Source organism: Burkholderia arboris (assembly GCF_038723655.1).
Lineage (GTDB): Bacteria > Pseudomonadota > Gammaproteobacteria > Burkholderiales > Burkholderiaceae > Burkholderia > Burkholderia arboris.
In genome coordinates this window covers 1,678,651-1,701,481 of the sequence record NZ_CP109821.1, presented here as the reverse complement: position 1 = coordinate 1,701,481, position 22,831 = coordinate 1,678,651, and the positions used below count along the sequence as shown (strand labels likewise).

Annotated in this window: 34 protein-coding genes and 2 tRNA genes; 22 read left to right on the top strand and 14 right to left on the bottom strand. The window is 65.1% G+C overall.

Annotated features, from left to right (window positions below; all coding sequences use genetic code 11):
* Positions 1-4 precede the first annotated feature (4 nt).
* The 3 genes from OHZ10_RS08045 to OHZ10_RS08035 form a co-directional block, all read right to left on the bottom strand.
* A complete protein-coding gene (locus OHZ10_RS08045; protein WP_342704248.1) occupies positions 5-244 on the bottom strand; it encodes a hypothetical protein in 240 nt (79 codons plus the stop codon).
* A gap of 145 nt (positions 245-389) precedes the next feature.
* Complete coding sequence (locus OHZ10_RS08040; RefSeq protein ID WP_342704247.1) at positions 390-797, bottom strand: hypothetical protein; 408 nt, start codon at positions 795-797, stop codon at positions 390-392.
* A 135-nt stretch (positions 798-932) separates the two neighbouring features.
* The gene (locus OHZ10_RS08035; protein WP_342704246.1) at positions 933-1,307 is read right to left on the bottom strand and encodes a hypothetical protein; all 375 of its coding nucleotides are present in this window, start codon (positions 1,305-1,307) and stop codon (positions 933-935) included.
* Between OHZ10_RS08035 and OHZ10_RS08030 the strand changes: the two genes are divergently transcribed.
* The 20 genes from OHZ10_RS08030 (at position 1,290) to OHZ10_RS07935 (ending at position 14,436) form a co-directional block, all read left to right on the top strand.
* Positions 1,290-2,087: a S24 family peptidase gene (locus tag OHZ10_RS08030; protein WP_342704245.1), complete on the top strand. Its 798-nt coding sequence runs from the start codon at positions 1,290-1,292 to the stop codon at positions 2,085-2,087. The genes OHZ10_RS08035 and OHZ10_RS08030 overlap by 18 nt on opposite strands.
* A gap of 13 nt (positions 2,088-2,100) precedes the next feature.
* Positions 2,101-2,301: a hypothetical protein gene (locus tag OHZ10_RS08025; RefSeq protein ID WP_342704243.1), complete on the top strand. Its 201-nt coding sequence runs from the start codon at positions 2,101-2,103 to the stop codon at positions 2,299-2,301.
* A 538-nt stretch (positions 2,302-2,839) separates the two neighbouring features.
* A complete protein-coding gene (locus OHZ10_RS08020; protein WP_342704242.1) occupies positions 2,840-3,220 on the top strand; it encodes a DUF1566 domain-containing protein in 381 nt (126 codons plus the stop codon).
* A gap of 33 nt (positions 3,221-3,253) precedes the next feature.
* Positions 3,254-3,679 (top strand): hypothetical protein, encoded by a 426-nt coding sequence (locus OHZ10_RS08015; protein ID WP_342704241.1) that lies wholly within the window; start codon positions 3,254-3,256, stop codon positions 3,677-3,679.
* A 136-nt stretch (positions 3,680-3,815) separates the two neighbouring features.
* Positions 3,816-4,139: a hypothetical protein gene (locus tag OHZ10_RS08010; protein ID WP_342704239.1), complete on the top strand. Its 324-nt coding sequence runs from the start codon at positions 3,816-3,818 to the stop codon at positions 4,137-4,139.
* Positions 4,139-4,321 carry a hypothetical protein gene (locus tag OHZ10_RS08005; RefSeq protein ID WP_342704237.1) on the top strand — a complete coding sequence of 61 codons (183 nt, stop codon included), beginning with the start codon at positions 4,139-4,141 and terminating at the stop codon, positions 4,319-4,321. Before OHZ10_RS08010 ends, OHZ10_RS08005 begins: the two co-directional genes overlap by 1 nt.
* Positions 4,318-4,485 (top strand): hypothetical protein, encoded by a 168-nt coding sequence (locus OHZ10_RS08000; protein WP_342704235.1) that lies wholly within the window; start codon positions 4,318-4,320, stop codon positions 4,483-4,485. Before OHZ10_RS08005 ends, OHZ10_RS08000 begins: the two co-directional genes overlap by 4 nt.
* The gene (locus OHZ10_RS07995) at positions 4,482-5,663 is read left to right on the top strand and encodes a hypothetical protein (RefSeq protein ID WP_342704233.1); all 1,182 of its coding nucleotides are present in this window, start codon (positions 4,482-4,484) and stop codon (positions 5,661-5,663) included. The genes OHZ10_RS08000 and OHZ10_RS07995 overlap by 4 nt, the downstream gene beginning before the upstream one ends.
* A gap of 47 nt (positions 5,664-5,710) precedes the next feature.
* The gene (locus OHZ10_RS07990) at positions 5,711-6,685 is read left to right on the top strand and encodes a RecT family recombinase (protein WP_342704232.1); all 975 of its coding nucleotides are present in this window, start codon (positions 5,711-5,713) and stop codon (positions 6,683-6,685) included.
* Entirely contained in the window at positions 6,678-6,881 is a 204-nt protein-coding gene (locus tag OHZ10_RS07985) for a hypothetical protein (RefSeq protein WP_342704231.1), read from the top strand. Before OHZ10_RS07990 ends, OHZ10_RS07985 begins: the two co-directional genes overlap by 8 nt.
* Positions 6,878-7,558, top strand: a complete 681-nt coding sequence (locus OHZ10_RS07980; protein ID WP_342704230.1) for a lambda exonuclease family protein — start codon at positions 6,878-6,880, stop codon at positions 7,556-7,558. Before OHZ10_RS07985 ends, OHZ10_RS07980 begins: the two co-directional genes overlap by 4 nt.
* Complete coding sequence (locus OHZ10_RS07975; RefSeq protein ID WP_342704229.1) at positions 7,555-8,169, top strand: 1-pyrroline-5-carboxylate dehydrogenase; 615 nt, start codon at positions 7,555-7,557, stop codon at positions 8,167-8,169. The genes OHZ10_RS07980 and OHZ10_RS07975 overlap by 4 nt, the downstream gene beginning before the upstream one ends.
* An 89-nt stretch (positions 8,170-8,258) precedes the next feature.
* The gene (locus tag OHZ10_RS07970; RefSeq protein ID WP_342704228.1) at positions 8,259-8,621 is read left to right on the top strand and encodes a DUF1566 domain-containing protein; all 363 of its coding nucleotides are present in this window, start codon (positions 8,259-8,261) and stop codon (positions 8,619-8,621) included.
* Positions 8,622-8,651: 30 nt separating this feature from the next.
* Complete coding sequence (locus tag OHZ10_RS07965) at positions 8,652-9,116, top strand: DUF1566 domain-containing protein (RefSeq protein ID WP_342704227.1); 465 nt, start codon at positions 8,652-8,654, stop codon at positions 9,114-9,116.
* 14 nt (positions 9,117-9,130) lie between these two features.
* Complete coding sequence (locus OHZ10_RS07960) at positions 9,131-9,487, top strand: four helix bundle protein (RefSeq protein WP_124909499.1); 357 nt, start codon at positions 9,131-9,133, stop codon at positions 9,485-9,487.
* 343 nt (positions 9,488-9,830) lie between these two features.
* Positions 9,831-10,841, top strand: coding sequence for an RNA-directed DNA polymerase (locus tag OHZ10_RS07955; protein WP_342704385.1), 1,011 nt, complete (start codon positions 9,831-9,833; stop codon positions 10,839-10,841).
* Positions 10,838-12,598 (top strand): DNA cytosine methyltransferase, encoded by a 1,761-nt coding sequence (locus tag OHZ10_RS07950; protein ID WP_342704226.1) that lies wholly within the window; start codon positions 10,838-10,840, stop codon positions 12,596-12,598. The genes OHZ10_RS07955 and OHZ10_RS07950 overlap by 4 nt, the downstream gene beginning before the upstream one ends.
* A gap of 14 nt (positions 12,599-12,612) precedes the next feature.
* Positions 12,613-13,206, top strand: coding sequence for a hypothetical protein (locus OHZ10_RS07945; protein WP_342704225.1), 594 nt, complete (start codon positions 12,613-12,615; stop codon positions 13,204-13,206).
* Between the two features lies 1 nt (position 13,207).
* Positions 13,208-13,414, top strand: a complete 207-nt coding sequence (locus OHZ10_RS07940) for a DUF4224 domain-containing protein (RefSeq protein ID WP_342704224.1) — start codon at positions 13,208-13,210, stop codon at positions 13,412-13,414.
* Entirely contained in the window at positions 13,396-14,436 is a 1,041-nt protein-coding gene (locus OHZ10_RS07935) for a tyrosine-type recombinase/integrase (protein WP_342704222.1), read from the top strand. The genes OHZ10_RS07940 and OHZ10_RS07935 overlap by 19 nt, the downstream gene beginning before the upstream one ends.
* An 87-nt stretch (positions 14,437-14,523) precedes the next feature.
* Here the strand turns inward: OHZ10_RS07935 and OHZ10_RS07930 are convergent.
* From OHZ10_RS07930 to ssuD, 8 genes are all read right to left on the bottom strand, one after another.
* Positions 14,524-14,599: transfer RNA gene (locus OHZ10_RS07930), tRNA-His, on the bottom strand.
* Between the two features lie 54 nt (positions 14,600-14,653).
* Positions 14,654-15,640 carry a tRNA dihydrouridine(20/20a) synthase DusA gene (gene dusA, locus OHZ10_RS07925; protein ID WP_059234568.1) on the bottom strand — a complete coding sequence of 329 codons (987 nt, stop codon included), beginning with the start codon at positions 15,638-15,640 and terminating at the stop codon, positions 14,654-14,656.
* A 130-nt stretch (positions 15,641-15,770) separates the two neighbouring features.
* On the bottom strand, positions 15,771-16,016 hold the full coding sequence (locus OHZ10_RS07920; protein WP_174991443.1) for a hypothetical protein: 246 nt from the start codon (positions 16,014-16,016) through the stop codon (positions 15,771-15,773).
* 55 nt (positions 16,017-16,071) lie between these two features.
* Positions 16,072-16,269 carry a hypothetical protein gene (locus OHZ10_RS07915; protein WP_059234572.1) on the bottom strand — a complete coding sequence of 66 codons (198 nt, stop codon included), beginning with the start codon at positions 16,267-16,269 and terminating at the stop codon, positions 16,072-16,074.
* Between the two features lie 144 nt (positions 16,270-16,413).
* Positions 16,414-16,629, bottom strand: a complete 216-nt coding sequence (locus OHZ10_RS07910; RefSeq protein WP_006476104.1) for a TOBE domain-containing protein — start codon at positions 16,627-16,629, stop codon at positions 16,414-16,416.
* Positions 16,630-16,686: 57 nt separating this feature from the next.
* Positions 16,687-17,646: an ATP-binding cassette domain-containing protein gene (locus OHZ10_RS07905; RefSeq protein ID WP_256085932.1), complete on the bottom strand. Its 960-nt coding sequence runs from the start codon at positions 17,644-17,646 to the stop codon at positions 16,687-16,689.
* The gene (gene ssuC, locus OHZ10_RS07900; protein WP_059234575.1) at positions 17,643-18,455 is read right to left on the bottom strand and encodes an aliphatic sulfonate ABC transporter permease SsuC; all 813 of its coding nucleotides are present in this window, start codon (positions 18,453-18,455) and stop codon (positions 17,643-17,645) included. Before ssuC ends, OHZ10_RS07905 begins: the two co-directional genes overlap by 4 nt.
* Positions 18,456-18,472: 17 nt before the next feature.
* Positions 18,473-19,630: an FMNH2-dependent alkanesulfonate monooxygenase gene (ssuD, locus tag OHZ10_RS07895; protein ID WP_059234577.1), complete on the bottom strand. Its 1,158-nt coding sequence runs from the start codon at positions 19,628-19,630 to the stop codon at positions 18,473-18,475.
* A 341-nt stretch (positions 19,631-19,971) separates the two neighbouring features.
* Between ssuD and OHZ10_RS07890 the strand changes: the two genes are divergently transcribed.
* Positions 19,972-20,400, top strand: a complete 429-nt coding sequence (locus OHZ10_RS07890; RefSeq protein WP_174386647.1) for a hypothetical protein — start codon at positions 19,972-19,974, stop codon at positions 20,398-20,400.
* 120 nt (positions 20,401-20,520) lie between these two features.
* Here OHZ10_RS07890 and OHZ10_RS07885 read toward each other — a convergent pair whose 3' ends face one another.
* From OHZ10_RS07885 to OHZ10_RS07875, 3 genes are read right to left on the bottom strand one after another with little or no spacing between them, the layout of a single operon-like run.
* Positions 20,521-21,675, bottom strand: coding sequence for an enoyl-CoA hydratase/isomerase family protein (locus OHZ10_RS07885; RefSeq protein WP_342704213.1), 1,155 nt, complete (start codon positions 21,673-21,675; stop codon positions 20,521-20,523).
* Positions 21,676-21,706: 31 nt separating this feature from the next.
* A complete protein-coding gene (locus OHZ10_RS07880; protein ID WP_404823581.1) occupies positions 21,707-22,039 on the bottom strand; it encodes a DMT family transporter in 333 nt (110 codons plus the stop codon).
* A 9-nt stretch (positions 22,040-22,048) separates the two neighbouring features.
* A complete protein-coding gene (locus OHZ10_RS07875) occupies positions 22,049-22,546 on the bottom strand; it encodes a heme-degrading domain-containing protein (protein WP_059234583.1) in 498 nt (165 codons plus the stop codon).
* 197 nt (positions 22,547-22,743) lie between these two features.
* Between OHZ10_RS07875 and OHZ10_RS07870 the strand changes: the two genes are divergently transcribed.
* Positions 22,744-22,820: transfer RNA gene (locus OHZ10_RS07870), tRNA-Met, on the top strand.
* Positions 22,821-22,831 lie beyond the last annotated feature (11 nt).

Sequence of the window (22,831 nt, the reverse complement as noted above, 5' to 3'; positions counted from 1 at the left end):
GGCGTCATGCTGCACCTCCGTTCACCTCGGCGAGCCATTCGCGATAGCGCTTCATCTCGCGCTGGAACCGCGCGTGCGCATTCTTATAGCCGGCCGCCAGCCGGTCATAGTCGGCGCGATCCGGCCGCACGCATTCGTGTTCGTCAATGTTGGCGCCGTCCCAATCTTCGCGATGCTCGCGGCGAGTCTTTCGAAGGATGCGCAATGCTGCCTCGCGCGCGGCGCGCAGCGTTTCGACTTCCATCGAGCTGAGCCCGATCGACGCGAGTCGGCTGACGTTCTCCTGCGCGATTGCGGATTTTGAGGGGCGCTTCATTCCCCACCCCCGTACACGCCAAAGGCGAACGCGATCAGCGCGCGCACCCACATGTCGATGAAGAGTTCGAAAATCATGCGACCCTCCGCGGCACCTGACGCATCTCGGTCGTCTGCGCGCGGATCCGCTCGAGCGCATTCGTCGCCTTCAGAACGACGTCCATCGCGCCATTGATCGCTTCCGTCAGCTTCACGACGTCGTCTTCGGGAACCTTGCGGTCGGGCCGCGCGTGCAGCGTTTCGTCGCAGATGTAGTACAGCGGGTCGTAGCAGTTGCAGAACCGCATCAGCGCGATGACCTGGCTGAACTTGAAGTTCTCGTCGCCTTTCGGGTTGAGGCAGGCCTTCAGCTTCGCGTAGGCGCTTTCCGGTCGCATGTCCGGCCAGAGGTGGCATGCGATTTCCTTGATGGTCTTGCCGCTGTTGCTGACCATCAGCTGCAGCGCTTCGAATTCATCTTCGTAGAACAATTTGGTCTGCATACCTTTACCCCATTGACCCCTACTGCCCCCGCAAGAAAAACGCGTTTTAGGGTCCGATAGGGTTCCGCACGGTGGCGAAAAAAAAGGATGATCTGGGTCATCCGAACAAGAAAAAAACAATGGGCTATGCGCTATTCACGCAACCATCTTCGAGAGCTTCGAGTCGTCGGCAATGCGGCCGACGGGAGGCTGGACATCGTCCGATGCCTTTGCTCGCTCAATCAGATCCGCAAGGAACAGATCGGGGTGCTGCAGCTTCACCTCCGGTGGAATGCCGCGGTACTTCCAGTTGTGGACGCGTTGCGCGCCTCCCTTTTCGGCGTAGCCGAGGAGTCGGGCAACTTTCGAGGCACCTCCCAGGCGCTCGATGAGCTGCCAGTCCGGGTGCGGGGCGGTATCGTTCGTATCCATGCCGATATTAAACGTCATGTTTAGGAAATTTGCAAACACCGCGTGTATCAACAAGACGTTTACTCGCGAGAGAATCGCGCCATGGAAAAAGTGATGCATGAAACGGCGCGTCGGCTATTCGAAGCCGCCAAGAAAGCCCGTTCGGATATCGAGACGCCAGCCGACCTGGCGCGCGCGCTCAACCAGAGTGAGCAGACGATCAACAACTGGTCGTATCGCGGGAATGGGGTATCGAAACAGGGGCGCCTGCTGGCTCAGAAAGAGCTGGGGATCAGCGCGACCTGGATTGAGGAAGGGGCCGGTGCGATGTTCACCGCCGCTGAGCACAAATCCGGTGCGACCGGTGGGGCGGGCATGCGCCAAGATGAGGCGCTTATTAAGCGTTTGCTTCCAGACGACAAGGGTAATGTCGTGACATGGGAGCGGCCGGAAGATCTCGAGCCCGACGAGGATCGAGTCTGGATCGACCGCTATGACTACAGATTCTCGGCGGGGACAGGCTTGATTCAGTGGGAGATTCGCCAGAAGAAGGCACTGCCGTTCGACATCGGCTTTTTCAAGGCGCTCGGCGTCAAGCCGCAGGATTGCAAGCTCGCCCAGGTGCACGGCCCGAGCATGGAGCCCTACCTCTTCAATCGCGATCTTATGATGATCTGCACCACGCGCAACCAGGTGCGCGATGGCCGGATCTACGCGGTGTACTTCGAAGAAGAGGCGCTCGTGAAGCAGGTCTTCAAAGAGCCCGAGGGCGCGCTGCGCCTGCATTCATACAACACTGATTTCCCGGATCGCGTCATCGCGGCCGACCAGCTCGCGAGCCTTCAGATCGCTGGCGAAGTCATGTATCGTTCGGGATCAGGGCCGGCCGGCGGCAACTGAGATAGGTGAGACCATGAAAAATCAAACGATCCAAGCAACCGGGAAGGATGCGAAGATGCTCTCTTTGTTCGGCAGCCTTGTGATCATCGGGTCGGTCTTTCTCATCTTCATGAATTCGATCCCAGGCCATAGCCGACTTGCCGTCTGGGGAATCGCGCTCGGCGTCGGCATTCGCCTGTTCGCTCGCGCACTGACCTGGTGGAAGTACCGCTAGCCCGATCGCCCGCTTCACCCTATCCAAGCCCGCCGCGCGCGGGCTTTTTTGCGCCCGCCCGACCCTTCCCGCTTTCCCTACACAAAAAAACATAAACACCGCGTTTGACAGTCGTATAAACATGGTGTTTAATGGAGTCCATCGCAGCACTGATCGCTGCACCGCTCCGGCGGAACCGCTCTTTAACAACCGAAGGTACGCAGGAGCCTCCCTCACGGGACTCGCCCTGCCGGCGCGATCAGCGTCGTGAATCAGGACAGATGAACCGCGCTAGGCCGACGCTGGCTACCGGACAGATATCTGAACGAACCTGATGCAAGACAGCCAGCAGCACGTGACCGATGGCATGGTAATCGGCACACAACCTCGCGCGGCCCGGAGCCGGCACGGCCGGGAGTAGCCGGGCGCGCGAGTGGAAGCAGTTCTGACCGGTGGCGGTTCGATCTCCGAGGCGCCACCGGTGAGAGCTGGAGCAGAGAGCAGCATTCGACGTTTAACATCCCAATTTACTTAGTAGTTCTTCCGATCTGGAGTTTCCATGAACATGCCCACCCCCACCGCTGCCACGATTCCCCAGCTCGCCGAAGGTGAGATCTACGTCGGCGTCGTCGCCAACACAGCCGGCGAGCTGCATCACGTCATTCTGCTGGCCGGCGACAACGACGACGCCACCTGGCAGGCGCAGATGGAATGGGCGAAATCGATTGGCGGCGACCTGCCGACGCGCATCGAACACCTGTTCCTGTTGGCGAATCACCGTGATCAGTTCCAGCCGGACGCCTACTGGTCGAACCAGCCCGATACCGACCCGGGCTACTCCGGCTGGGCGTGGTACCAGAACTTCACCACTGGCAGCCAGTACTACACCCGCCAGGACGACGAGTTGCGCGCCCGCGCCGTCCGCAGATTGCCCATTTAACCCTTCATCCATTTCAACTGCATGGAGGGTGCGATGCATCTGAACAATTCGACGGTCGGAAACGTCCGCACCCTCCCGGCACGGAAGGATGCGAGCGCCGAACGCCAACAAGCAGCGTCCGACGATGCGGCGCTGGCGCGCGACGAGCGCAATGAAGAAATCGCCGAGCGCGTCACGTTCGACACGCTCGAGATCTCGACGACTGACTGCGCGGTGATCGATGCTGCGCTGGCGCGCGGGCGCATCGAAGACGTGTATGCGGTGTGGGGAATCCTTGTCACCGCGCGCGCTGCCGAGATCGCGCGCCGCATCGCGGCCGCAGACCTCTCGGCTGTCGCGCCGCGCTTCGCGATGACGTATTGCTCATCATGCGGCGCGGAACTCGGACCGGGCAATGCTGGCATCAGCCACTGCAGCGATCACGGCGCGCCGGCGCTGCGCCTGCTGCATGGAGCGTGACATGGCCCGCTTCGTCGTGGGCGCGATCGCCCTCCTGATCTTCTGGTTCGTCGTCGAGATCGCCCTCGCTCTCAAGCACTGGAACGACGACGAGCACCACCGCGGCTGAGCCGCAACAATCACACCGAGAGACCACATGGGACAGACCAACCACACGTCGGGGTCGTGGGAAGCATGCGAGCCTGGCGATTACCTCGACTACGACGGCAACTGCATCGTCGTGCTCGGCGACGACGTTCGCATCTGCATCGTGCTCGGCACCAGCGACGAATCGAGGGCGAACGCGAAGTTGTGCGCGGCGTCGCCCGACCTCGTGACTGCGCTGCGCCTAGTCGCATCGAAGACCGTGCTCACATCCGGCATCCGCGCTGTTGTCGACGCCGCACTCGGAAAAGCGGGTATCTCGGCGCCGATGCCGGATTCCCTTCGCCACGTGCGCATCTGCGGGGAAAACCTGTGATGCGCGCCCTTTCGATTTATCGCCCGGCGGCCGACAACTCGCTTCTGCGCACCGCCACGCGTGCTCCACGCATGCGCCGCGCTGCCGAGGCCGGCGCGTGGATGGCCGCATATGGCTTTGCGATCGCGGGCCTCTGGTATGGCTCGCTGCTCGCCGGCCCCTATCTGCGGAGCCTCGGATGACGCTGATCGACCACGCCTGCGCGGCGCTCGATCGCCTGTACGAGCGCCATCCCGTCCGCGCCATCGCACTGATGATCGTCATCGCCTTCGTGTGCATGCTCGCGATCGCGGCGCTCAATCAGGACGGCTCGTCCGTCGTATCCATTCCTGTGAGGACCGCATGACCATCACCACCGAACTGACCGTCGTTGAACGCGCCGCCGTCGCGCTCGGCGCGAGCGAGCGCGAGAAGGAAATGCTCGCGCTGGTCGCGAAATCGAACGACATCGTCGAGATCAAGAACGCGGCTGGCCGCGATCAGTGCCATGCCGCGGCGATGCTGCTACGCACCGCGCGCACGTCGATCCGCAAGGTCGGCAAGGATGCACGCGACGACGCGACGAAATTCTCGAAGGCAGTGATCGCCGAGGAAGACCGCCTCGTCGCGCTGATCGAACCGGAAGAAACGCGCCTGATCGGCATGCGCGACGTGTGGGACGAGGCGCGCGAAGCCGAGAAGCGCCAGAAGATCGAAGCCGAGCAGCGGCGCGTCGCGGCGATCCGCGAGCACATCGACGACATCCGCGCGATCGCCGTGCGCGCCGTCAGCTTCGCCTCGTACGTCATCGCAACGGAGATCGAGGATCTGGAAGCGCTCGGCATCACCCTCGACCGCTTCGCCGAGCTGACCGGGGAGGCCGAGGCCGTGCGCGGCGCAACGCTCGACAAGCTGCGCGAGCTGCATACGGCCGCCGTCGAACGTGAAGCCGAACAGGCGCGACTCGCCGCCGAGCGCGAAGCGCTGAAGCGCGAACGCGCCGAGCTGGAAGCGCAGCGCCAGCGCGAAGACGCCGAGCGCGCGGAACGTGAGCGCGTCGAAGCCGCGGCCCGCGCCGAGCGCGAGCGTGCCGAGGCCGCCGCGCGCGCGGAACAGGAACGCGCCGAGCGCGAGCGCCGCGAATTCGAAGAGGCCGCCCGTCGTGAACAACAAGCGCACGAGGACGCGGAGCGCCTCGCCGCGACGCAGGCCGAAGAAAAGCGGCTCGCCGAGCAGCGCGCCGAGCAGGAGCGCCGCCAGGCTGAACTCGACCGCGCCGAACGTGAGCAGCGTGAGCGTGAGGAAGCGGCAGCAGCCGCTGCACGCGCCGAAGAAGAACGCCGCGCGCGCGAGGCCCGTGAACGCGACGAAGCCACCGCTCGCGAACAGGCGAAGCGCGAACGCGAGGATTTCCTCGTGCAAGGCCCGGGGCTCGACGCGATCGTCGCGACGCTCGCCGCGCACTACAGCGTCGAACAGTCGACGGTCCTCTATTGGCTGTTCCTCTACGACGTTCCCGCTACAACCGCACCCGCAGCAGCCTGACCCACCCACAACGCGCGGCCGAGTCTCGCGCACATGGAGAAAACGCAATGTCCGAAGTGACCACCCTCACCCCGATCGAGAACATCACGCCGATCACCGAGATCCCGAACACGTCGGTACCGGCGAACTTCAGCTCGGCGTCGCTTGTTCTCAGCGATGACGCGATGGAGCGCATGCTCCGCATCGCCGACATGATGGCGAGCGGCCGCGCAACGATCCCGAAGCATCTGCAGCAGAAGCCGGGCGACTGCTTCGCGGTGTGCATGCAGGCCATGCAGTGGGGCATGAACCCGTTCGCGGTCGCGCAGAAAACGCACCTTGTCGGCGACACGCTCGGGTATGAGGCGCAGCTCGTCATCGCCGTGATGAATTCGTCGCCGGCGCTCGCGACACGCCTCAACTATGCCTGGTCGGACAACTGGGACGGCGTTGTCGGCAAGACCGACAACAATGCCTCCCATTGGGCCGAAGTCTGGGCCACTGTCAAAGGCGAGACCGAGCCGCGTGTGCTTCGTGTGTCGATGGCGCAGGTCGGCAAGGTGCGGAACTCCCCGAACTGGGAAGCCGATCCGCGTCAGCAGCTCGCCTATCTCGCCGCAAAGCGCTGGGGCCGATTGCACGCACCGGACGTCATCCTCGGCGTGTATACGCCCGACGAGCTGCAGGACGGCATCGACTACGGAACCGGCCAGCCGATCAGCACGCCGCGCGCAACGCCGACGCAGATCGCGCGGCAGGCGGCCGACAGTACGCGCGTCGAGCGCAACGACCAGCACGCCGACATCATCAAGCAGCTCGAGAACGTCGCGAACCAATACGGCTCTGACGCGCTCGCCGAATCGTGGGCCAAGCTCACGAAGGAAGACCGCAAGGCTATCGGCACCGACGAGCTCAACCGGCTGAAGAAGCTGGCTGCGACGGACGCGACGCCTCAGGCAGAGGGCCACGAGGTGGATCCGGAAGCCAAGGGCGGCGCCGACGGCGAGCAGTCCGAACGCGAACCGGGCGGCGACGATGAGTGAAGCCGTCGAGATCTATCGCGCGATGGGTGACCACCGTAAGGCTCTGCGCGCGAAGTATTGCGTGCCATGTCCGCGCTGCGCTGAGGTTCGGCCGAAGGCTCACCCGTCCATCCTGCTGCCGAAGCAGCGCTGCCGCGTCGACGGATACGTCGATCCGCGGCCCGAGCTCACCGACGAGCAATGGAGCGCCGCATGAGAACGAGCATAGACCAGCGAACCGATGCCTGGTACGCGGCGCGCGCCGGCCGAATCACGGCAAGCCGCTTCGCGGACGCGATCGCGTTCACGGGCGGCGAGCCCGGCGACGTGTACAAAACCGGCCCTAAGAAGGGCCAGCCGAAGCCGCGCCAGTCCACCGGCGCGCGCGACAAGTACATGCGCGAGATCGTGTTCGAGCGGCTCGCCGCGACGTCGACGCACGAGGTCGGCGGCCGCGCGACGAAATGGGGCGAGGAAGTCGAGCCTTTCGGTCGCGAGCAGGCCGAGCTCACGACCGGCTACATCATCGCGCCCGGCGGCTTCTTCACGCACCCGCGATACGAGTTCCTCGGCGCGTCGCCGGACGGTCTGATCAGCGACGACGGCGGCTATGAATCGAAATGCCCGATGGATGAGGCCGTGCACATCAACACGCTGCTGAACGGCATGCCGGCCGACCACGTCGACCAGGTGCAAGGCGGCATGCTCGTCACCGGGCGTCGCTGGTGGCTGTTCGCGTCGTACGACCCGCGCGTGCCCGAGCCGTACAGCCTCTACACGCAGATCGTGCTGCGCGACGACGCGTACATCGACGGCGTGCTGCTGCCCGGCCTGCTGCAGTTCGAGGCCGAGGTGAACGCCATGATCAAGCGTCTGAAGGAGAAGGCAGCATGATCGAAGTGATCGAGAAGCACCTCGGCGACGTGCGCGAGGCCACGGCGAAGGCGATCGCCAATGCGGTCGGCCTCCCCCAGATCGACATCACGAAGGCCCTGCACAAAATGACCGGCGTCGGCACGGTCGAGCGCGAGAAGCGCGCGGGCGGCGGCAACGAATACGTGTACTGGCTCGCGGGTGCGGCGAAGCCCGCACCGCAGGGCGGCAACACGCCCCCGGCCGCTCCGGCTTCGCTGGCCGAGGCTGTCGCGAACCTGCCGCCCGCAGCGGTCGGTGTTGTCGACGCCGAAGTCCGCATCTGCGACCTGCTGGCCGACATCGACCGCCTCACCGCCGAGCGCGACGCCGCGCAGTTGAAGGCCGACACCTGGCGCGCGAACGCCGCGACGCTCGAGGCACGGATCGACGAGCTGACGCTGGGCCCGGTCGGCGCACATGCGCCGCTGTTCGTGACGGTCGGTCGCAAATGCAAACCGAAGCGTCACACGTCGCTCGAGAAAGCGCAGCAACGCGGCAGCGCGCTCGTACGCAGTGAACAGGAATCGGAGGTGCTCGTGCTCGAACCGGTCGGCCGGATCGTGCGCGGGACGCAGTGGATGCCTCGCTGATTCAACAGAGCCTATCCCGCGCGGCTTACCTCGGTCCGCGCGGCATTCGAAGGGCGCCGATCGGCGCCCTTCTCTTTTCCGGAGAAACCATGCAGATCCAGCTTCCCACGCTCGCTGAAGGCGAGATCTACCTCGGCGGCTTTGTCGACAAGAACGGCGATGTCACGCACACGATCCTCCTTCCCGGCGACAACGGTCGTGCCTCGTGGCAGGAGCAGATGGAGTGGGCCAAGAGCATCGGCGGTGATCTGCCGACGCGGGCCGAGCTCGTGATTGCATACGAGCAGCACCGCGACCTGTTCGAGCAGGCTGCCTACTGGTCGAACCAGCCCGACACCGATCCCGGCTACTCCGGCTGGGCGTGGTTCCAGTACTTCGACGTTGGCCACCAGGACGGCAGCCGCCAGAACTGCGAGTTGCGCGCCCGCGCCGTCCGCAGATTGCCCATTTAACCCTTCGTCCATTTCCCAACGGAGCATGCAATGACGATCACGCTGGAACAGCTCGAAGCAGATCACGCGCGCATCGGCGCGATGATCGACGAGTTCAAGAAGCAGCCGCGAGCAACCGAGTACCACGTCGACGCGGTGACGATCCCGCTGGCCGCTGGCGAGCGCATCGCCGGGCAGATCCTCCTCGAGGACGGCTCGCTGAGCCACTACCTGATCCTTTTGCCTGGCGATGCCGAGGATCTGGACTGGGAAGCGGCGAAGGCGTGGGCAGCCGAGCGCGGCGGCGAACTGCCGACGCGGCGCGAACAGTCGCTCCTGTTCGCCAACCTGAAGGGGGAATTCGAGTCGACCTGGTACTGGTCCGGCGAGCGTCACGAATCCAACTCCGGCTGGGCGTGGTGCCAGATCTTCTACAATGGCACCCAGCTCAGCTACCACCAGTGCAGCGAGTTGCGCGCCCGCGCCGTCCGCAGATTTATCCCTTCAGTCTTTTGATCATTTGACCCACCGTGGCTCTGCACAACCAACTCCCGATATATCGAGCGGCCTACGGGCTGCTCGATGACGTCACCACCCTGGTCAAGAACATGCCCCGCGACTTCAAGCGCAGCATCGGCGAGAAGATCAGCGCGGAGTGCATCGAGATCATGGTGCTGGTGTTCCGCGCGAACGTCGCGGCCGACAAAGCGCCGCACCTCGTCGAATTGCTCGAGCGCCTGCAGGTGATCGAGCTGCTTCTTCGTCTCAGCATGGACAAGCGCTTGATCGCCCGTGACGGGTACGCGGGCGCCGTCGAGAAAACGACGAGCATCGGAAAGCAGGCCAACGGCTGGAAAAACGCCGCAAACCGTCGCCCGCTCCGCTAAGGTCAAGGCCTTCGCGGCTGAGCGATATATCAATCTGGTCGTGCCGCTGGCCCACAAGGCCACCGCCATGCGCAATGAGGAAACCGGCCGCCGGCGTGCGGAAAGGTCCAGCGCAGTTTCCCGGCTGAGCAATCGGCCGAGCGACGTAGATCGCACGATACCTCCGGCTGGGCGTGGTACCAGAACTTCAACAATGGCAACCAGAACAACAACCACCAGAACAACGAGTTGCGCGCCCGCGCCGTCCGCAGATCGAGGGCCACTTTCGTTCGCCGAGCTGGTCGAAGCGTATCTCGACTGCCGGCGAACGAAGCGAAACAGCAATGCAGCGCTTGCGTTCGAAATGCGGCTCGAACGCAACCTGCGCCGACTGTACGACGAGCTGGTCGACGGCAGCTACACGCCTGGCCGCTCGAAGTGCTTCGTCATCACGAGACCGAAGCCGCGCGAGGTTTGGGCGGCAGCGTTTCGCGATCGCATTGTGCACCACCTGCTTTACAACCGGATCGGCCCGCGCTTCGAGCGGTCGTTCATCGCCGACTCGTGCGCCTGCATCAAGGGGCGCGGCACCCTGTACGCCGCGCAGCGCCTCGAATCGAAGGTGCGTTCGATCACGCAGAACTGGTCGAAGCGCGCGTTCTATCTGAAGTGCGATCTCGCGAACTTCTTCGTCAGCATCGACAAGCGGATCCTGCTCGACCTGCTGCTCGCGAAGATCTCCGAGCCCTTCTGGCGCGCGCTGACCGAGCGCGTGCTGATGCACGATCCACGGGCCGACTTCGAATACCACGGCGACCCGGCGATGATGCAGCTCGTGCCGCCGCACAAGCGCCTGATGGAACAAGCCGACCACCTCGGCCTGCCGATCGGCAACCTGTCGAGCCAGTTCTTCGCGAACGTGTACCTCGACGTGCTCGATCAGCGCGCGAAGCACGTGTTCGGCGCGCGGCACTACATCCGGTACGTCGACGATTTCGTGTTCCTGCACGAGTCGCCTACGCGCCTGAACGCGATCCTCGCCGACGTCACCGCCTTCCTACCGGCGCAGCTCGGCGCGCAGATCAACCCACGCAAGACCATCCTGCAGCCGATCGACCGCGGCATCGACTTCGTCGGCCAGGTCATCAAGCCGTGGCGCCGTGAGACGCGGAAGCGCACGCGCAACGAAGCATTGCGCCGCGTCTCCGAGACGCCAGTTGCCGACCTGATGCCAGTCGCGAATTCGTATTTCGGGCTGCTGCGCCAGGCAACCGCCAGCCATCAGGACCGCGTCCAACTGGCCAATCTTCTCCGGTCGCACGGCAAAGCCATCGACTGCGATCTGACAAAAACCTATCGGAGCTCCCACGCATGAAGCGCGACATGATCACTCTTCCGCTCGATCTCGGCAGCGAACTGATCGTCGACAACTTCGCCGGTGGTGGCGGCGCCAGCACCGGCCTCGAACGCGCGTTCGGCCGGCCGGTCAACATCGCGATCAACCACGATCCCGAAGCGCTCGCGATGCACGCTGCTAATCATCCGCATACTAAACACTACTGCGAAAGCGTGTTCGACGTCGATCCGGTCGCGATCACCGGCAACCAGCCGGTCGGCCTCGTCTGGCTGTCGCCTGACTGCAAGCACTTCAGCAAGGCGAAGGGCGGCAAGCCCGTGTCGAAGAAGATCCGCGGGCTTGCGTGGATTGCCCTCCGGTGGGCCGCGACCGTGAAGCCGCGCGTGATCATGCTGGAGAACGTCGAGGAATTCGTGACGTGGGGCCCGCTTGGCGCCGACGGCCGGCCGTGTCCGAAGAATCGCGGCCGCACGTTCCGCTCGTTCGTGAACGCCCTCGCACGCCACGGTTACCACGTCGAGCACTGCGAGCTGCGCGCGTGCGACTTCGGCGCGCCGACGATCCGCAAGCGCCTGTTCCTGGTCGCGCGGCGCGACGGGCTTCCGATCGCCTGGCCGACGCCGACGCACGGCGATCCGAAGAGCGCGGCCGTGCGCGCCGGCAAGCTGCAGCCGTGGCGCACCGCGGCCGACTGCATCGACTGGTCGATTCCCTGCCCGTCAATCTTCGAGCGGGCGCGGCCGCTGAAGGACGCGACACTGCGCCGCATCGCACGCGGCATCATGAAGTTCGTCGTGAACAGCGCAGAGCCGTTCATCGTGCCGATCGCGCACTACAACGGCCGCGACAGCGTGCACGCCGGTGATGAGCCCCTGCGCACCGTCACCGCGCACCCGAAGGGCGGTAGCTTCGCCGTCTGCGTGCCGCATGTCACGAAGTTCCGCGCGAACAGTATCGGGAGCGCCGCCGACGCACCGCTCCACACGGTCACCGCTGGCGGCGATTGTGCGCGGCCGGCCGGTGCCGCGCACGCAATGGGTGTCGTTGCCGCTACGCTGATCCAGACCGGCTACGGTGAACGGCCCGGCCAGGCGCCGCGCGTTCCGGGCCTCGACAAGCCGCTCGGCACCATCGTCGCTGGCGCGGCGAAGCATGCCGCCGTGACCGCGTTCCTCGCGAAGCACTACGGCGGCCATGAGTCGCCGGGCTCAGCGCTCGACGCATCGATCAGCACGATCACGACGCAGGACCACCATCACCTGGTCACGTCGAACCTTGTGAAGCTGCGCGGCACGAGCCGCGACGGGCAGCCGGCCGACGAACCGCTGCACACGATCAGCGCTGGCGGCACGCATCACGCCGAGGTGCGCGCGTTCCTGATCAAGTACTACGGCGAAGGCGGCCAGTGGCAGGACGCGCGTGAGCCGATGCACACGATCCCGACCCGCGACCGTATCGGCCTGGTCACGATCCACGGCGAGGATTACGCGATCGTCGACATCGGCATGCGCATGCTGACGCCGCGCGAGCTGGCCCGCGCGCAAGGCTTCCCCGACAGCTACGTGCTCGACCCGATGGTAGAACTCCGGCGCAATCAGAAGGCAATGCAGCGCACGCGCAAGGGAGCACATGCGCCGGTCGTCTGGAAGCGCGCGCCGCTGTCTAAATCGGCGCAGGTGCGCATGATCGGTAACAGCGTATGCCCCGACGTTGCAACCGCGCTGATCCGCGCGAACTTCTCTCATGAACAGCAGCTCGCGCACGTCGCGGCGTAATCGAGGACCACCTCATGACCACTGAAAATAGCCGCGCTGCTGCGCTGACGGTAGAGCACTTAACGACGCTGAAACAGGCGGCGCTCGCAGCTACGCCGCAGGACATTGACGGTGCAGAACGAATCGAAAGCCGGCCCGATGGCAGCTATATCACATGCCCTGCGTGCGAAGGCGAAGGCTGTCTTCCGTTCGAATCGGATTACTGCAATTACGACCATGTCGCGATCGGCGTGCAGTTTTATGGCGTCGGCACCGAGCCGGGCGCAGCCGAGGCATATTTCCGAGCCGCGAAGCCGGCGACGATCCTTGCGTTGCTCGACCGACTCGAACGCGCTGAATCGGCTCTTCCTGCATCCTCCATCGACCAACTGAAGCGCTTCGCCGGGCTGGTCCTGAAGGATCACCGAAACGACGGATATCCGGGCGACGTCGACGGCGACGCTCTGCAGCGGTACGCAGAGCAGTGCGGCCTGATCGAAGAACGTAAGGTCGACGAGCCATGCACTCCCTGCTGCTCATGCGCCGACGTCGGCCAGTTCCCCGCCGTTTGCTACTTCAACACCGATCTGGGCAAGGCAGCCATCAATGCCGCACGCGCGGGAGAGTGACATGTCTATCGTGACGAACGCAGAGCTCGTTGAACTGACGGGCGGCCTGAAACAGGGAGCAGCGCAGGCGCGCTGGATCAAGAATGCGCTCGGCATCGATGCGCCGCGAAAGGCGGATGGTCATCCCATGCTGACATGGGAGCAGGTCAACCAGCCGCGCACCGATGCGACGCCGCGCACGCAGCCGAAATGGAGAGTCGCAGCATGAAGAAGCACCGGGAACGTGACGGCCTCCTGCCGCGCATGGAGGCGCGGAAACGGAAGGAAGGCTTCACGTACCGCTACCACCCTGTCGGCAAGAAGCCGATCAACCTTGGCCAGGACCGGCTGATCGCGATCCGCAAGGTGCTCGACATGCTCGGCGCCGGCGATGACATTGGCACGATCGCGCGGCTCTGGGAAATGTTTCAGGAGACGCCCGGATGGAAGCGCTATTCGCAGTACACCCGCGACGACTATAAGCAATGCAGCGGGCCACTGCTCGAAACGTTCGGCGATATGCGTGCGGCCGACATCGACGCGACACACGTCTCGCGCTACCTGCGCGTCGAGCGCGCCGCCGCGCCCGTGCGCGCGAACCGTGAGGCCGCCCTGCTCTCGAACTTGATCGGCCTGGCGATCGACCGCGGCGAAGCGAAGCACAACCCCTGCCGCGAGGTCCGCCGCAACGAAGAACAGCCGCGTACCGAAGCGCCGGATCCGGAAGACTTCCGGGCATTCGCCGCCTGGGTAGCATCGCTCGGCGGACAGAAGGCAGTCATCGGCATGGCCGCTGAGTATGCCGCGCTCGCCGGCAATCGGAAGGTCGAGTTCCTCGATCTCGCGTGGCCGCAGATCGACGAAGCCGCAGGCGAGATCCGCGTGAAGCGCGCGAAGCAGCGCGGCAAGAAGCGCGGCGAGGTGATCGAGCATATCGAGATCACGCCGGCGCTGACGGAGCTGATCGAGCGACTGCGCGCGGCTCGCAAGGACGACTGCCTGTACGTGTTCTCGAACCGGTACGCAACGCACTACACGCCGGCCGGGTTCAAGACCGAATGGTCGAAGCTGATGAGCAAGGCGCTCGAGCTGAAGAAGATCGGAAGGCGGTTCACGTTTCACGACCTTCGCGCCTATTACGTGACGCGGCATAAGGCGGAACGCGGCGCATTACCGGATCTGCACGCGAATCCGGCAACGACGGCGCGCGTCTACGATCGAACGAAGATCGTAAAACGGAGAGGAATGTAATTCCCAATTTGGGAATTTCAAAACAAAAACGGCACTGGATAAAATCTCAGTGCCGTTTCTAACTGCTTGATACTGCTTGGAATTCTGTGGGGTGGCTGATGGGACTCGAACCCACGACGACAGGAATCACAATCCTGGACTCTACCAACTGAGCTACAGCCACCACTGATACTGCTTGCTTCTCTTCGCTGTTTTGTTTCAGCAGCGAAGAACAAGATTATACGAAGTCTTTTGAATCTTGCAAAGCCTTTTTTTCAAAAATTTCTTCGGCTTCGATCAGATGCGCGCGCGCCTCGTCGAACACGGCCAGATCGCCGCGTGCGAGCTTCTTGTTGTCGGACAGCACGCGACGCCAGCCACGCGCGCCCGGCATGCCGCGATACAGCCCGAGCGCGTGACGCACGATCGCACCGAGGTAAGTCCCGCGCTTCAGTTCCGCCGCGCAGTATTCGATCAGTTGCGCTTCGGCCTCTTCGCGCGTCGGCACCGCAGCGGTCGATCCGTAGAAGCGCGTATCGACTTCGGCCAGCACAAACGGGTTGTGATACGCCTCGCGGCCCAGCATCACGCCATCGACGTGCTCGAGATGCTGCGCGACTTCGTCGAGCGTCGTGATGCCACCGTTGATCACGATCTCCAGAGACGGAAAATCGCGCTTCAACCGATACGCATAGTCGTACTTGAGCGGCGGAATCTCGCGATTCTCCTTCGGCGACAGCCCCTTCAGGATCGCGTTGCGCGCATGCACGACGAACGTTTCGCAACCGGCTTCGGCCACCGTGCCGACGAAATCTCGCACGAACGCGTAATCCTCGACCGCGTCGACGCCGATCCGGTGCTTGACCGTCACCGGCACCGACACCGCGTCGCGCATCGCCTTCACGCCGTCGGCGACGAGTTGCGGTTCGTTCATCAGGCACGCGCCGAACGCGCCGCGCTGCACGCGCTCGGACGGGCATCCGCAATTCAGGTTGATTTCGTCGTAGCCCCACTGCTCGCCGAGTTTCGCGGCGCGCGCGAGATCGTCACGCTCGCTGCCGCCCAGTTGCAGCGCGATCGGCGATTCGCTCGGCGTGAACGCGAGATGCCGCTGGGCATCGCCGAACAGCAGCGCGCCCGTCGTGATCATCTCCGTATACAGCCACGTATTGCGCGTCAGCGTACGGTGGAACGATCGGCAATGACGGTCGGTCCAGTCGAGCATGGGCGCGACGGAGACGCGGCGGGGAGGAAGCGAGGACGGAACGGACATGGAAATCGGGCAACAGGCCAGGCGGCGCGGAAACAACCGGATATTTTACCGCAATACGGGCCGTGCCTGCCCGGCGAGCGCGCTACGCGTCGCCCAGCTCCGCATCGACCGCCCGGCGCGCCTCGTCGAACACGCGCTCGAGCACGCGCCGCTCGGTCAGCAACATCCCGTCGACCTTGACGAGCCGCCAGTCGATCCGCACGGCATCGCCCTGCAGCACGCGGTAGTGCGCATGCTCGCCATCCCAGACCTGCTCGGTCTTGACCTCGATCTCGAAACCGCGGTACGGCTCGCTGAAATCGCCGAGGTCGCTGCCTCTCGGTTCCATCGCACGCTCCGTGGCGACGCGGCGCCAGGCCGCCTGTGCAGCCGGCGCCGTGCGCTCAATCGTATTCGTTGGACAAAAAGGATTTGCCATCGGCCGTCAGGTCGACCCGGTCGGCCGTCGCCTGATAGATCAGCCCCTCGTTCAGCAACGCATAGACGACGTCGTCGAACGCGGCGGGAACCGGCCGGCTTTCGCCGAACTGGTCGATCCACTTCAGCGCCTCGATGGCTTCGGGGGAAAGGATGGGGGTCATGCGTTGGCCTCCGGCGTCGGTGTCGCTCCATCCTAGCACTTCGTCCGGAGGTCGAATACCGAGGCAAACGCGCCGATGAAATGCCGGTGCGGCGTCAACGGGCACACCGCCCGCCGACACCGCACCGGCGCAGGACATGCGCGCTCAGAGACGCGCGATCGAAACTTCCGTCGACTTCACGAGCGCGACGACTTCCGCGCCGACCTTCAGTTCGAGTTCGTCGACCGAACGGGTCGTGATTACCGACGTGACGATGCCGAACGGCGTCTCGACGTCGACCTCGGACACCACGGAGCCGCGAATGATCTCCTTCACCTTGCCCTTGAACTGATTACGTACGTTGATTGCAGTGATGCTCATCGGGATGATCGCTCCGAAGAAAAAAGTCTCAGAACGGGCGGCCGGAGCCGCCCGGAATTAAACGGCCCAGCGGATCTGCCCGACCGGTCGAACGTTGTCTGCTTCATGCTCCGTGTACTGATCGGCCGCGCCAGGGCCGCCGGCGAGCACGCGCTTCAGCACGCGATCCTCCAGCGCCGCAAATGCGGCCGACGCGCGGGCACGCGGCCGGTCGAGCGGCACCGGCTGGTCGAGAGCCACACGCCCCTGCTCGATCAGCAGGATGCGGTCGCCGAGCGCGACGGCCTCCTGCACGTCGTGCGTGACGAGCAGCGCTGTGAACCGGTGCTCGCGCCACAACCGCTCGATCAGCGCATGCATCTCGATGCGGGTCAGCGCGTCGAGCGCGCCGAGCGGCTCGTCGAGCAACAGCAGTTGCGGCCTGTGCACGAGCGCCCGGGCCAGCGCGACGCGCTGCCGCTGGCCGCCCGACAGTTGCGCGGGCCAGTCGTTCGCGCGCTCCAGCAGGCCGACTTCATCGAGCACCGCACGCGCCTGGTCGCGTGCACCGCGCCCGAGGCCCAGCATCACGTTCTGCAGCACCGTTTTCCACGGCAGCAGGCGAGCATCCTGGTACATGATCCGCGTATCGAGCACGCCGCCGCCCTCGCCGCGCGTCACGAGCGCGCCGCTGCTCGGCTGCTCGAGTCCCGCGACGAGACGCAACAGCGTCGATTTCCCGCAGCCGCTGCGGCCGACGATCGCGACAAAGCTGCCGCGTGCGATGCCGAGCTCGACGTCGTCAAGCACCGTGCGGGCGCCGAACCGCTTGCTGACGCCCGACAGCGTCACCGCGTCGTCGGGCGCCGGGCTGCCCGCGCGCCGCCGCGCAAGCGGCACGACCGATGCGCCGCCGTCACGTTCGAGGATCGCCGCGTCACGCGCGTCGCCGTCCGTGACGCGCGCCTGCGCCAGCTCGACCTCGAGGTCTGCGCCGGCGAGCGGGCCGTAGGCGGCCGCCGAAGTCGTCGCATTCATGCCTTTGCTCCAGATTGATACGCGGGGTGCCAGCGCAGCGTCACGCGCTCGAGCCATTTCGCCAGCACATCGGCCAGCTTGCCGAGCACCGCGTACAGCAGGATGCCGACCACCACCACGTCGGTTTGCAGGAATTCACGCGCGTTCATCGTCATGTAGCCGATGCCCGACTGCGCGGAGATCGTTTCCGCGACGATCAGCATCACCCACATCAGCCCGAGCGCGAAGCGCACGCCAACGAGGATCGACGGCAACGCGCCGGGCAGGATCACGTCGCGGTACAACGCGAAACCGCGCACGCCGTAGCTCTTCGCCATCTCGATCAGGTTCGCGTCGACCGAGCGGATCCCGTGATACGTATTGATGTAGACCGGGAAGAACACGCCGAGCGCAACGAGGAACAGCTTCGCCTTCTCGTCGATGCCGAACCACAGGATCACGAGCGGAATCATCGCGAGCGCCGGGATGTTGCGGATCATCTGGATCGTCGAATCGAGCGCCACTTCGGCCGCTTTCGACAGGCCGGTCGCGAGCCCCAGCGCGAGGCCGACGCCGCCGCCGAGCGCGAAACCGAACAACGCGCGCCACGTGCTGACCTTCACGTTCGCCCACATTTCGCCCGACGTCACGAGCGACCAGGCCGCGCGCACGACCGCAACCGGCTCGGGCAGCACGCGCGTCGACAGCCAGCCGGTGCGCGCACCGACCTCCCATACCACCAGCAGCGCGAGCGGCACGAGCCACGGCGCGACGCCGCGCCACGCGCGGGCCGCCACGACGGCGCCCGTCGTCGACGTTTTCGTTGTCATCGCAGGCCTCCTCACGCTCAGCTCTGGCTCGCCTTCGGCAGATAGCTGTTGCCGACGATCTCGCCGAACGGCCCCGACAGCGGGCCGGTCGCCTTCTCTGCGCCCTTGCCCTTGATCAGCGGGAACACGAGCTCGGCGAAGCGATACGACTCCTCGAGGTGCGGATAGCCGGACAGGATAAACGTCTCGATGCCCAGATCCGCGTATTCGCGCATGCGTTCCGCGACCTGCTCGGGATTGCCGACGAGCGCCGTGCCGGCACCGCCGCGCACGAGGCCGACGCCGGCCCACAGGTTCGGATACACCTCGAGCGCATCGCGACCGCCGCGCTTGCCGCCGTGCAGCGCCGCCATCCGGCGCTGGCCTTCCGAATCCATGTTCGCGAACGCCTGCTGCGCCCGCGCGATCGTGTCGTCGTCGAGACGGCTGATCAGGCGTTCGGCGTCACGCCATGCTTCGTCCTCGGTCTCGCGCACGATCACGTGCAGGCGGATGCCGAACTTGATCTTGCGACCGCGCGCTTCGGCGCGGGCCCGGATGTCGGCGATCTTCTTCGCGACGGCCTCGGGCGGCTCGCCCCAGGTCAGATAGGTATCGATGTGATCGGCGGCAATCGCGTGGGCGGCCGGCGACGAACCGCCGAACCACAGCGGCGGATGCGGACGCTGCACGGGCGGATAAAGCGCCTTGCCGCCTTTCGACTGCAGGTGCTTGCCGATGTAATCGAAGCCGCCGTTGTCGTGCGATGCGGCCAGCAGCCCGCGCCAGATGTTCAGAAAATCGTCGGTGATCTCGTAGCGGGTGTCGTGATCGGCAAACAGGCCGTCGCCTTCGAGCTCGGCCGCATCGCCCCCCGTCACGACGTTGATCAGCAGGCGGCCGCCCGACAGGCGGTCGAACGTCGCGGCCATCCGCGCCGCGAGGCCCGGCGACGCGATGCCGGGGCGCACGGCGACCAGGAATTTCAGGCGTTGCGTCGCCGGAATAAGGCTCGACGCGACGACCCACGCATCCTCGCAGGAGCGGCCGGTCGGCAGCAGCACGCCGTCGTAGCCAAGCGTGTCGGCCGCTACCGCGACCTGCTTGAAGTAGTCGTAATCCGCGGCGCGCGCGCCTTCGGCCGTGCCGAGATAGCGGCTGTCGCCATGCGTGGGAATAAACCAGAACACGTTCATCTGCTGCTCCTGCTTGACTGTCACTGCCGAAATTTTGAAAAAACATCGCCCTGCTCGCGTCGCGGATGCGCGGCGCATGCATGGTGTGCGTTCGAATCGGGATGGCTCGCCGGTCAGGCCGTGCAGCGGGCGAGGACGCGATTGCACGGCTGTTTCTGGGAAATCAGTCTAGGGATCGGTGCAGGGCTTTGGAACGATTTTTTTGAGCTTAGGTTTTCCGCTTTCCTGATTAGCACGACGCTGGAGCGAATATCGCCGCGGCCGGGCCCTATAATGACGCACCTATCCGAATAACTCCGCGTGTACGGCCTCGGCCGTGCGCGCCTGCGGTGCACTCATCGATGCAGAAAGTCATCCTGCCATTCCTGTCCGGCTTCCTGGCCGCCCTGTTCTTCCGCGAGGCGACGCTCGCCCTCCTTCACACGGCCGATCTGATCGCCGCAACCGGCTTCTCGACGCAGCCGTTCGCGCCGCTCGGCATTCCTGAATTTGTCGCGAATGCGCTGATCAGCGCGTGCTGTGCCATCCCGATGGCGTGGCTGCTGCGCGTATCGCCTGAGCGCGAGGCCTCGTGGATCGGCGCGCTCGTGTTCGGCGGCATCGTGCTGACGGCCGCCCGCGTGTTCGCGATCGATCCGCTGCGCGGCATCTGGCCGTCGGGCAACATGATGCCCGTGCTCGCGGCCGGCTTCGCGGCGAATGCGGTATGGGGCTTCGGCGCGCTCGTGTTCATGCGTGCGTTCATGTCCGACAACGCGGGCGACGAATAACGCTCGCACGGGCACCAAGCCCTTCGGCCGCGGACCGGTCGACCTCCGCAAAAAAAGGCCGCCTGCATCTGCAGGCGGCCTTTTCGTTTCCGTCTCGCGTGCCGGTCAGCCCGGCCGACGTCAGTCCTTCAGCTTCCGCAGCGGATGCGTATCGGGCGTCCACGGGCTGTCGAACATCGCCGCCACGTCTGCGCGCTGAACATCGGCCGCCGACTTGAAGCGCCACACGGGCTGGTGATCCTTGTCGACGATCAGCGCGCGCACGCCTTCGATCACGTCGCCGCGCGCGAACGTCGAGCGCGTGAGATCGAGATCGCGTCGCAGGCAATCGGCCATCGTCGCGCCGCGCGCGCGTTCGACGACTTCGAGCGACACGGCCATCGACAACGGCGACAGTTGCTCACGCATCGTGTGCGTCGCCTTCTCGACCCACCCGTCGACGGCCGCGCAATCCTGCTCCGCGTCGAGCGACGCGAGGATCGCGTTGAGGTCGGGCTGCGCAAAATGCCGGTCGATCCCGGCGCGCGCATCGGCCAGCGCCGACGTGTCGGGCGTCGGCACGACCTTGTGCGCGGCCGCTGCATCCGCGACGCAGGTGACGGCCTGCGCGCCGCTGTCGATCGGCGCGCTGCGCAGCGTGTCGAGCAACGCCGGCAGCGCGGCATCGGGGAGATAGACGTCGGCGAGTTGCGCGTACAGTGCGTCGGCTGCGCCGAGCGCCGCACCGGTCACCGCGAGATAGCGGCCCAGCGCACCGGGCGTGCGCGCGAGAAACCAGCTCATCCCGACGTCCGGGAACAGGCCAATGCGCGTTTCGGGCATCGCCATCTTCGTCGAGTCGGTCACGACGCGCAGGCCGCCCGTATGTCGGGCCGCCTGAGAAATGCCCATGCCGCCCCCCATCACGACACCGTGCATCAGCGCGATGTACGGCTTCGGATAGGTAAAGATCGCATGGTTCAGCGTGTATTCCTCGATGAAGAACGTGTCGACCGCGTCGCGGTCACCGCGCTGCCATGCATCGTGGAAGAAGCGCACGTCGCCGCCCGCGCAGAACGCGCGCGGGTGCGGGCTGTGCACGACGACCGCGACGACATCGGGATCGTCGCGCCACGCATCGAGCGCCTGCTGCATCAGCCGGATCATGCCGACCGACAGCGCGTTCAGCGCCTTCGGCCGGTTCAGTTCGAGAAAGCCGATGCGGTTCGCGACATACGCACGCACATCGGGCTGGGCGGATTCGGCGGAAACGGCAGCGGAAGTGGAATCGGTCATGAGAGTCATCCGGCAAACGGCAGTCGCACGCTCAGTGCGCCTGCATCTTCGAGAACAGGTTCAGCACCACGACGCCCGAGATGATCAGCCCCAGGCCGATCACCGCCGGCAGGTCCGGCACCTGACGATAGAGCAGCATCGCGACGAGCGTGATCAGCACGATGCCGGCGCCCGACCAGACTGCATAGATGATGCCGACGGGCATCGTGCGCAACGTGAGCGACAGGCAGTAGAACGCGATGCCGTAACCGGCGACGACGAGCGTCGACGGCCAGAAGCGCGTGAAGCCGTCCGCCGCGCGCAGCGCGGACGTGCCGACCACTTCCGCGACGATCGCGATCGCGAGCCATGCGTAACCGGGCAGTTGCATCGCTCAGCTCCTGGCGAGAGACAGTACGGCATAGTCGTGGCCGAGTTCCGCACACAACGCCTCGACGACGAATTCGTGATCCGCGCGCTGCGGCAGCCCCGACGCGGTGATCGAGCCGATCACGCCGGCGCCGGCGACGGTCAGCGGAAACGAGCCGCCATGCGGCGCATATTCGGCGATCGGCAACCCGTGCTTGTCGGCGAGCGTAGCGCCGGCCTGCTGCATGCGCAGGCCGATCGCATACGAGCTGCGGCGGAAATGCGCGACGACGTTGCGCTTGCGGCGCACCCAGTCGGCATTGTCGGGCGTGGCTCCAGCGAGCGCCGCGTAGAACAGCGGCTGGCCGAACGTGACGATGTCGATCGCGACCGCATGGCCGCGCGACGTCGCGAGCGCATGCATCCGGTTGCCGAGCGCCCACGCGCGGGCCGGGTCGAAATGGGGAAACACGAGCGCCTGTTCCTGCGCGCCGATCGATTGCAGATCGTGAGCGATGTCCATGAATCCGTCGATGCAGTGATGAGAGTCGCAACGGGGCCGACGCGATCGCGCATGGCCCCGCTGAATAGGAGACGAAACAAACCGCTTGATTCTAGCGCACGTACCCGCCGTACCGGCCCCACAAGCAGCGACAAGAAATTGTCAGAAAGCGCTTGCACGCATTCGGGATAACCCATATAATTCATTTCTTCGACGGACGCGGGGTGGAGCAGTCTGGCAGCTCGTCGGGCTCATAACCCGAAGGTCGTAGGTTCAAATCCTACCCCCGCAACCAACCGTCCAGAA

What these genes read in the sequence shown, in the direction of transcription:
- OHZ10_RS08045 (WP_342704248.1), bottom strand. Translation starts at nt 244, where the DNA reads ATGGAAGTCGAAACGCTGCGCGCCGCGCGCGAGGCAGCATTGCGCATC.
- OHZ10_RS08040 (WP_342704247.1), bottom strand. Translation starts at nt 797, where the DNA reads ATGCAGACCAAATTGTTCTACGAAGATGAATTCGAAGCGCTGCAGCTG.
- OHZ10_RS08030 (WP_342704245.1), top strand. Translation starts at nt 1,290, where the DNA reads ATGGAAAAAGTGATGCATGAAACGGCGCGTCGGCTATTCGAAGCCGCC.
- OHZ10_RS08035 (WP_342704246.1), bottom strand. Translation starts at nt 1,307, where the DNA reads ATGCATCACTTTTTCCATGGCGCGATTCTCTCGCGAGTAAACGTCTTG.
- OHZ10_RS08025 (WP_342704243.1), top strand. Translation starts at nt 2,101, where the DNA reads ATGAAAAATCAAACGATCCAAGCAACCGGGAAGGATGCGAAGATGCTC.
- OHZ10_RS08020 (WP_342704242.1), top strand. Translation starts at nt 2,840, where the DNA reads ATGAACATGCCCACCCCCACCGCTGCCACGATTCCCCAGCTCGCCGAA.
- OHZ10_RS08015 (WP_342704241.1), top strand. Translation starts at nt 3,254, where the DNA reads ATGCATCTGAACAATTCGACGGTCGGAAACGTCCGCACCCTCCCGGCA.
- OHZ10_RS08010 (WP_342704239.1), top strand. Translation starts at nt 3,816, where the DNA reads ATGGGACAGACCAACCACACGTCGGGGTCGTGGGAAGCATGCGAGCCT.
- OHZ10_RS08005 (WP_342704237.1), top strand. Translation starts at nt 4,139, where the DNA reads ATGCGCGCCCTTTCGATTTATCGCCCGGCGGCCGACAACTCGCTTCTG.
- OHZ10_RS08000 (WP_342704235.1), top strand. Translation starts at nt 4,318, where the DNA reads ATGACGCTGATCGACCACGCCTGCGCGGCGCTCGATCGCCTGTACGAG.
- OHZ10_RS07995 (WP_342704233.1), top strand. Translation starts at nt 4,482, where the DNA reads ATGACCATCACCACCGAACTGACCGTCGTTGAACGCGCCGCCGTCGCG.
- OHZ10_RS07990 (WP_342704232.1), top strand. Translation starts at nt 5,711, where the DNA reads ATGTCCGAAGTGACCACCCTCACCCCGATCGAGAACATCACGCCGATC.
- OHZ10_RS07985 (WP_342704231.1), top strand. Translation starts at nt 6,678, where the DNA reads ATGAGTGAAGCCGTCGAGATCTATCGCGCGATGGGTGACCACCGTAAG.
- OHZ10_RS07980 (WP_342704230.1), top strand. Translation starts at nt 6,878, where the DNA reads ATGAGAACGAGCATAGACCAGCGAACCGATGCCTGGTACGCGGCGCGC.
- OHZ10_RS07975 (WP_342704229.1), top strand. Translation starts at nt 7,555, where the DNA reads ATGATCGAAGTGATCGAGAAGCACCTCGGCGACGTGCGCGAGGCCACG.
- OHZ10_RS07970 (WP_342704228.1), top strand. Translation starts at nt 8,259, where the DNA reads ATGCAGATCCAGCTTCCCACGCTCGCTGAAGGCGAGATCTACCTCGGC.
- OHZ10_RS07965 (WP_342704227.1), top strand. Translation starts at nt 8,652, where the DNA reads ATGACGATCACGCTGGAACAGCTCGAAGCAGATCACGCGCGCATCGGC.
- OHZ10_RS07955 (WP_342704385.1), top strand. Translation starts at nt 9,831, where the DNA reads ATGCGGCTCGAACGCAACCTGCGCCGACTGTACGACGAGCTGGTCGAC.
- OHZ10_RS07950 (WP_342704226.1), top strand. Translation starts at nt 10,838, where the DNA reads ATGAAGCGCGACATGATCACTCTTCCGCTCGATCTCGGCAGCGAACTG.
- OHZ10_RS07945 (WP_342704225.1), top strand. Translation starts at nt 12,613, where the DNA reads ATGACCACTGAAAATAGCCGCGCTGCTGCGCTGACGGTAGAGCACTTA.
- OHZ10_RS07940 (WP_342704224.1), top strand. Translation starts at nt 13,208, where the DNA reads ATGTCTATCGTGACGAACGCAGAGCTCGTTGAACTGACGGGCGGCCTG.
- OHZ10_RS07935 (WP_342704222.1), top strand. Translation starts at nt 13,396, where the DNA reads ATGGAGAGTCGCAGCATGAAGAAGCACCGGGAACGTGACGGCCTCCTG.
- dusA (WP_059234568.1), bottom strand. Translation starts at nt 15,640, where the DNA reads ATGCTCGACTGGACCGACCGTCATTGCCGATCGTTCCACCGTACGCTG.
- OHZ10_RS07920 (WP_174991443.1), bottom strand. Translation starts at nt 16,016, where the DNA reads ATGGAACCGAGAGGCAGCGACCTCGGCGATTTCAGCGAGCCGTACCGC.
- OHZ10_RS07915 (WP_059234572.1), bottom strand. Translation starts at nt 16,269, where the DNA reads ATGACCCCCATCCTTTCCCCCGAAGCCATCGAGGCGCTGAAGTGGATC.
- OHZ10_RS07910 (WP_006476104.1), bottom strand. Translation starts at nt 16,629, where the DNA reads ATGAGCATCACTGCAATCAACGTACGTAATCAGTTCAAGGGCAAGGTG.
- OHZ10_RS07905 (WP_256085932.1), bottom strand. Translation starts at nt 17,646, where the DNA reads ATGAATGCGACGACTTCGGCGGCCGCCTACGGCCCGCTCGCCGGCGCA.
- ssuC (WP_059234575.1), bottom strand. Translation starts at nt 18,455, where the DNA reads ATGACAACGAAAACGTCGACGACGGGCGCCGTCGTGGCGGCCCGCGCG.
- ssuD (WP_059234577.1), bottom strand. Translation starts at nt 19,630, where the DNA reads ATGAACGTGTTCTGGTTTATTCCCACGCATGGCGACAGCCGCTATCTC.
- OHZ10_RS07890 (WP_174386647.1), top strand. Translation starts at nt 19,972, where the DNA reads ATGCAGAAAGTCATCCTGCCATTCCTGTCCGGCTTCCTGGCCGCCCTG.
- OHZ10_RS07885 (WP_342704213.1), bottom strand. Translation starts at nt 21,675, where the DNA reads ATGACCGATTCCACTTCCGCTGCCGTTTCCGCCGAATCCGCCCAGCCC.
- OHZ10_RS07875 (WP_059234583.1), bottom strand. Translation starts at nt 22,546, where the DNA reads ATGGACATCGCTCACGATCTGCAATCGATCGGCGCGCAGGAACAGGCG.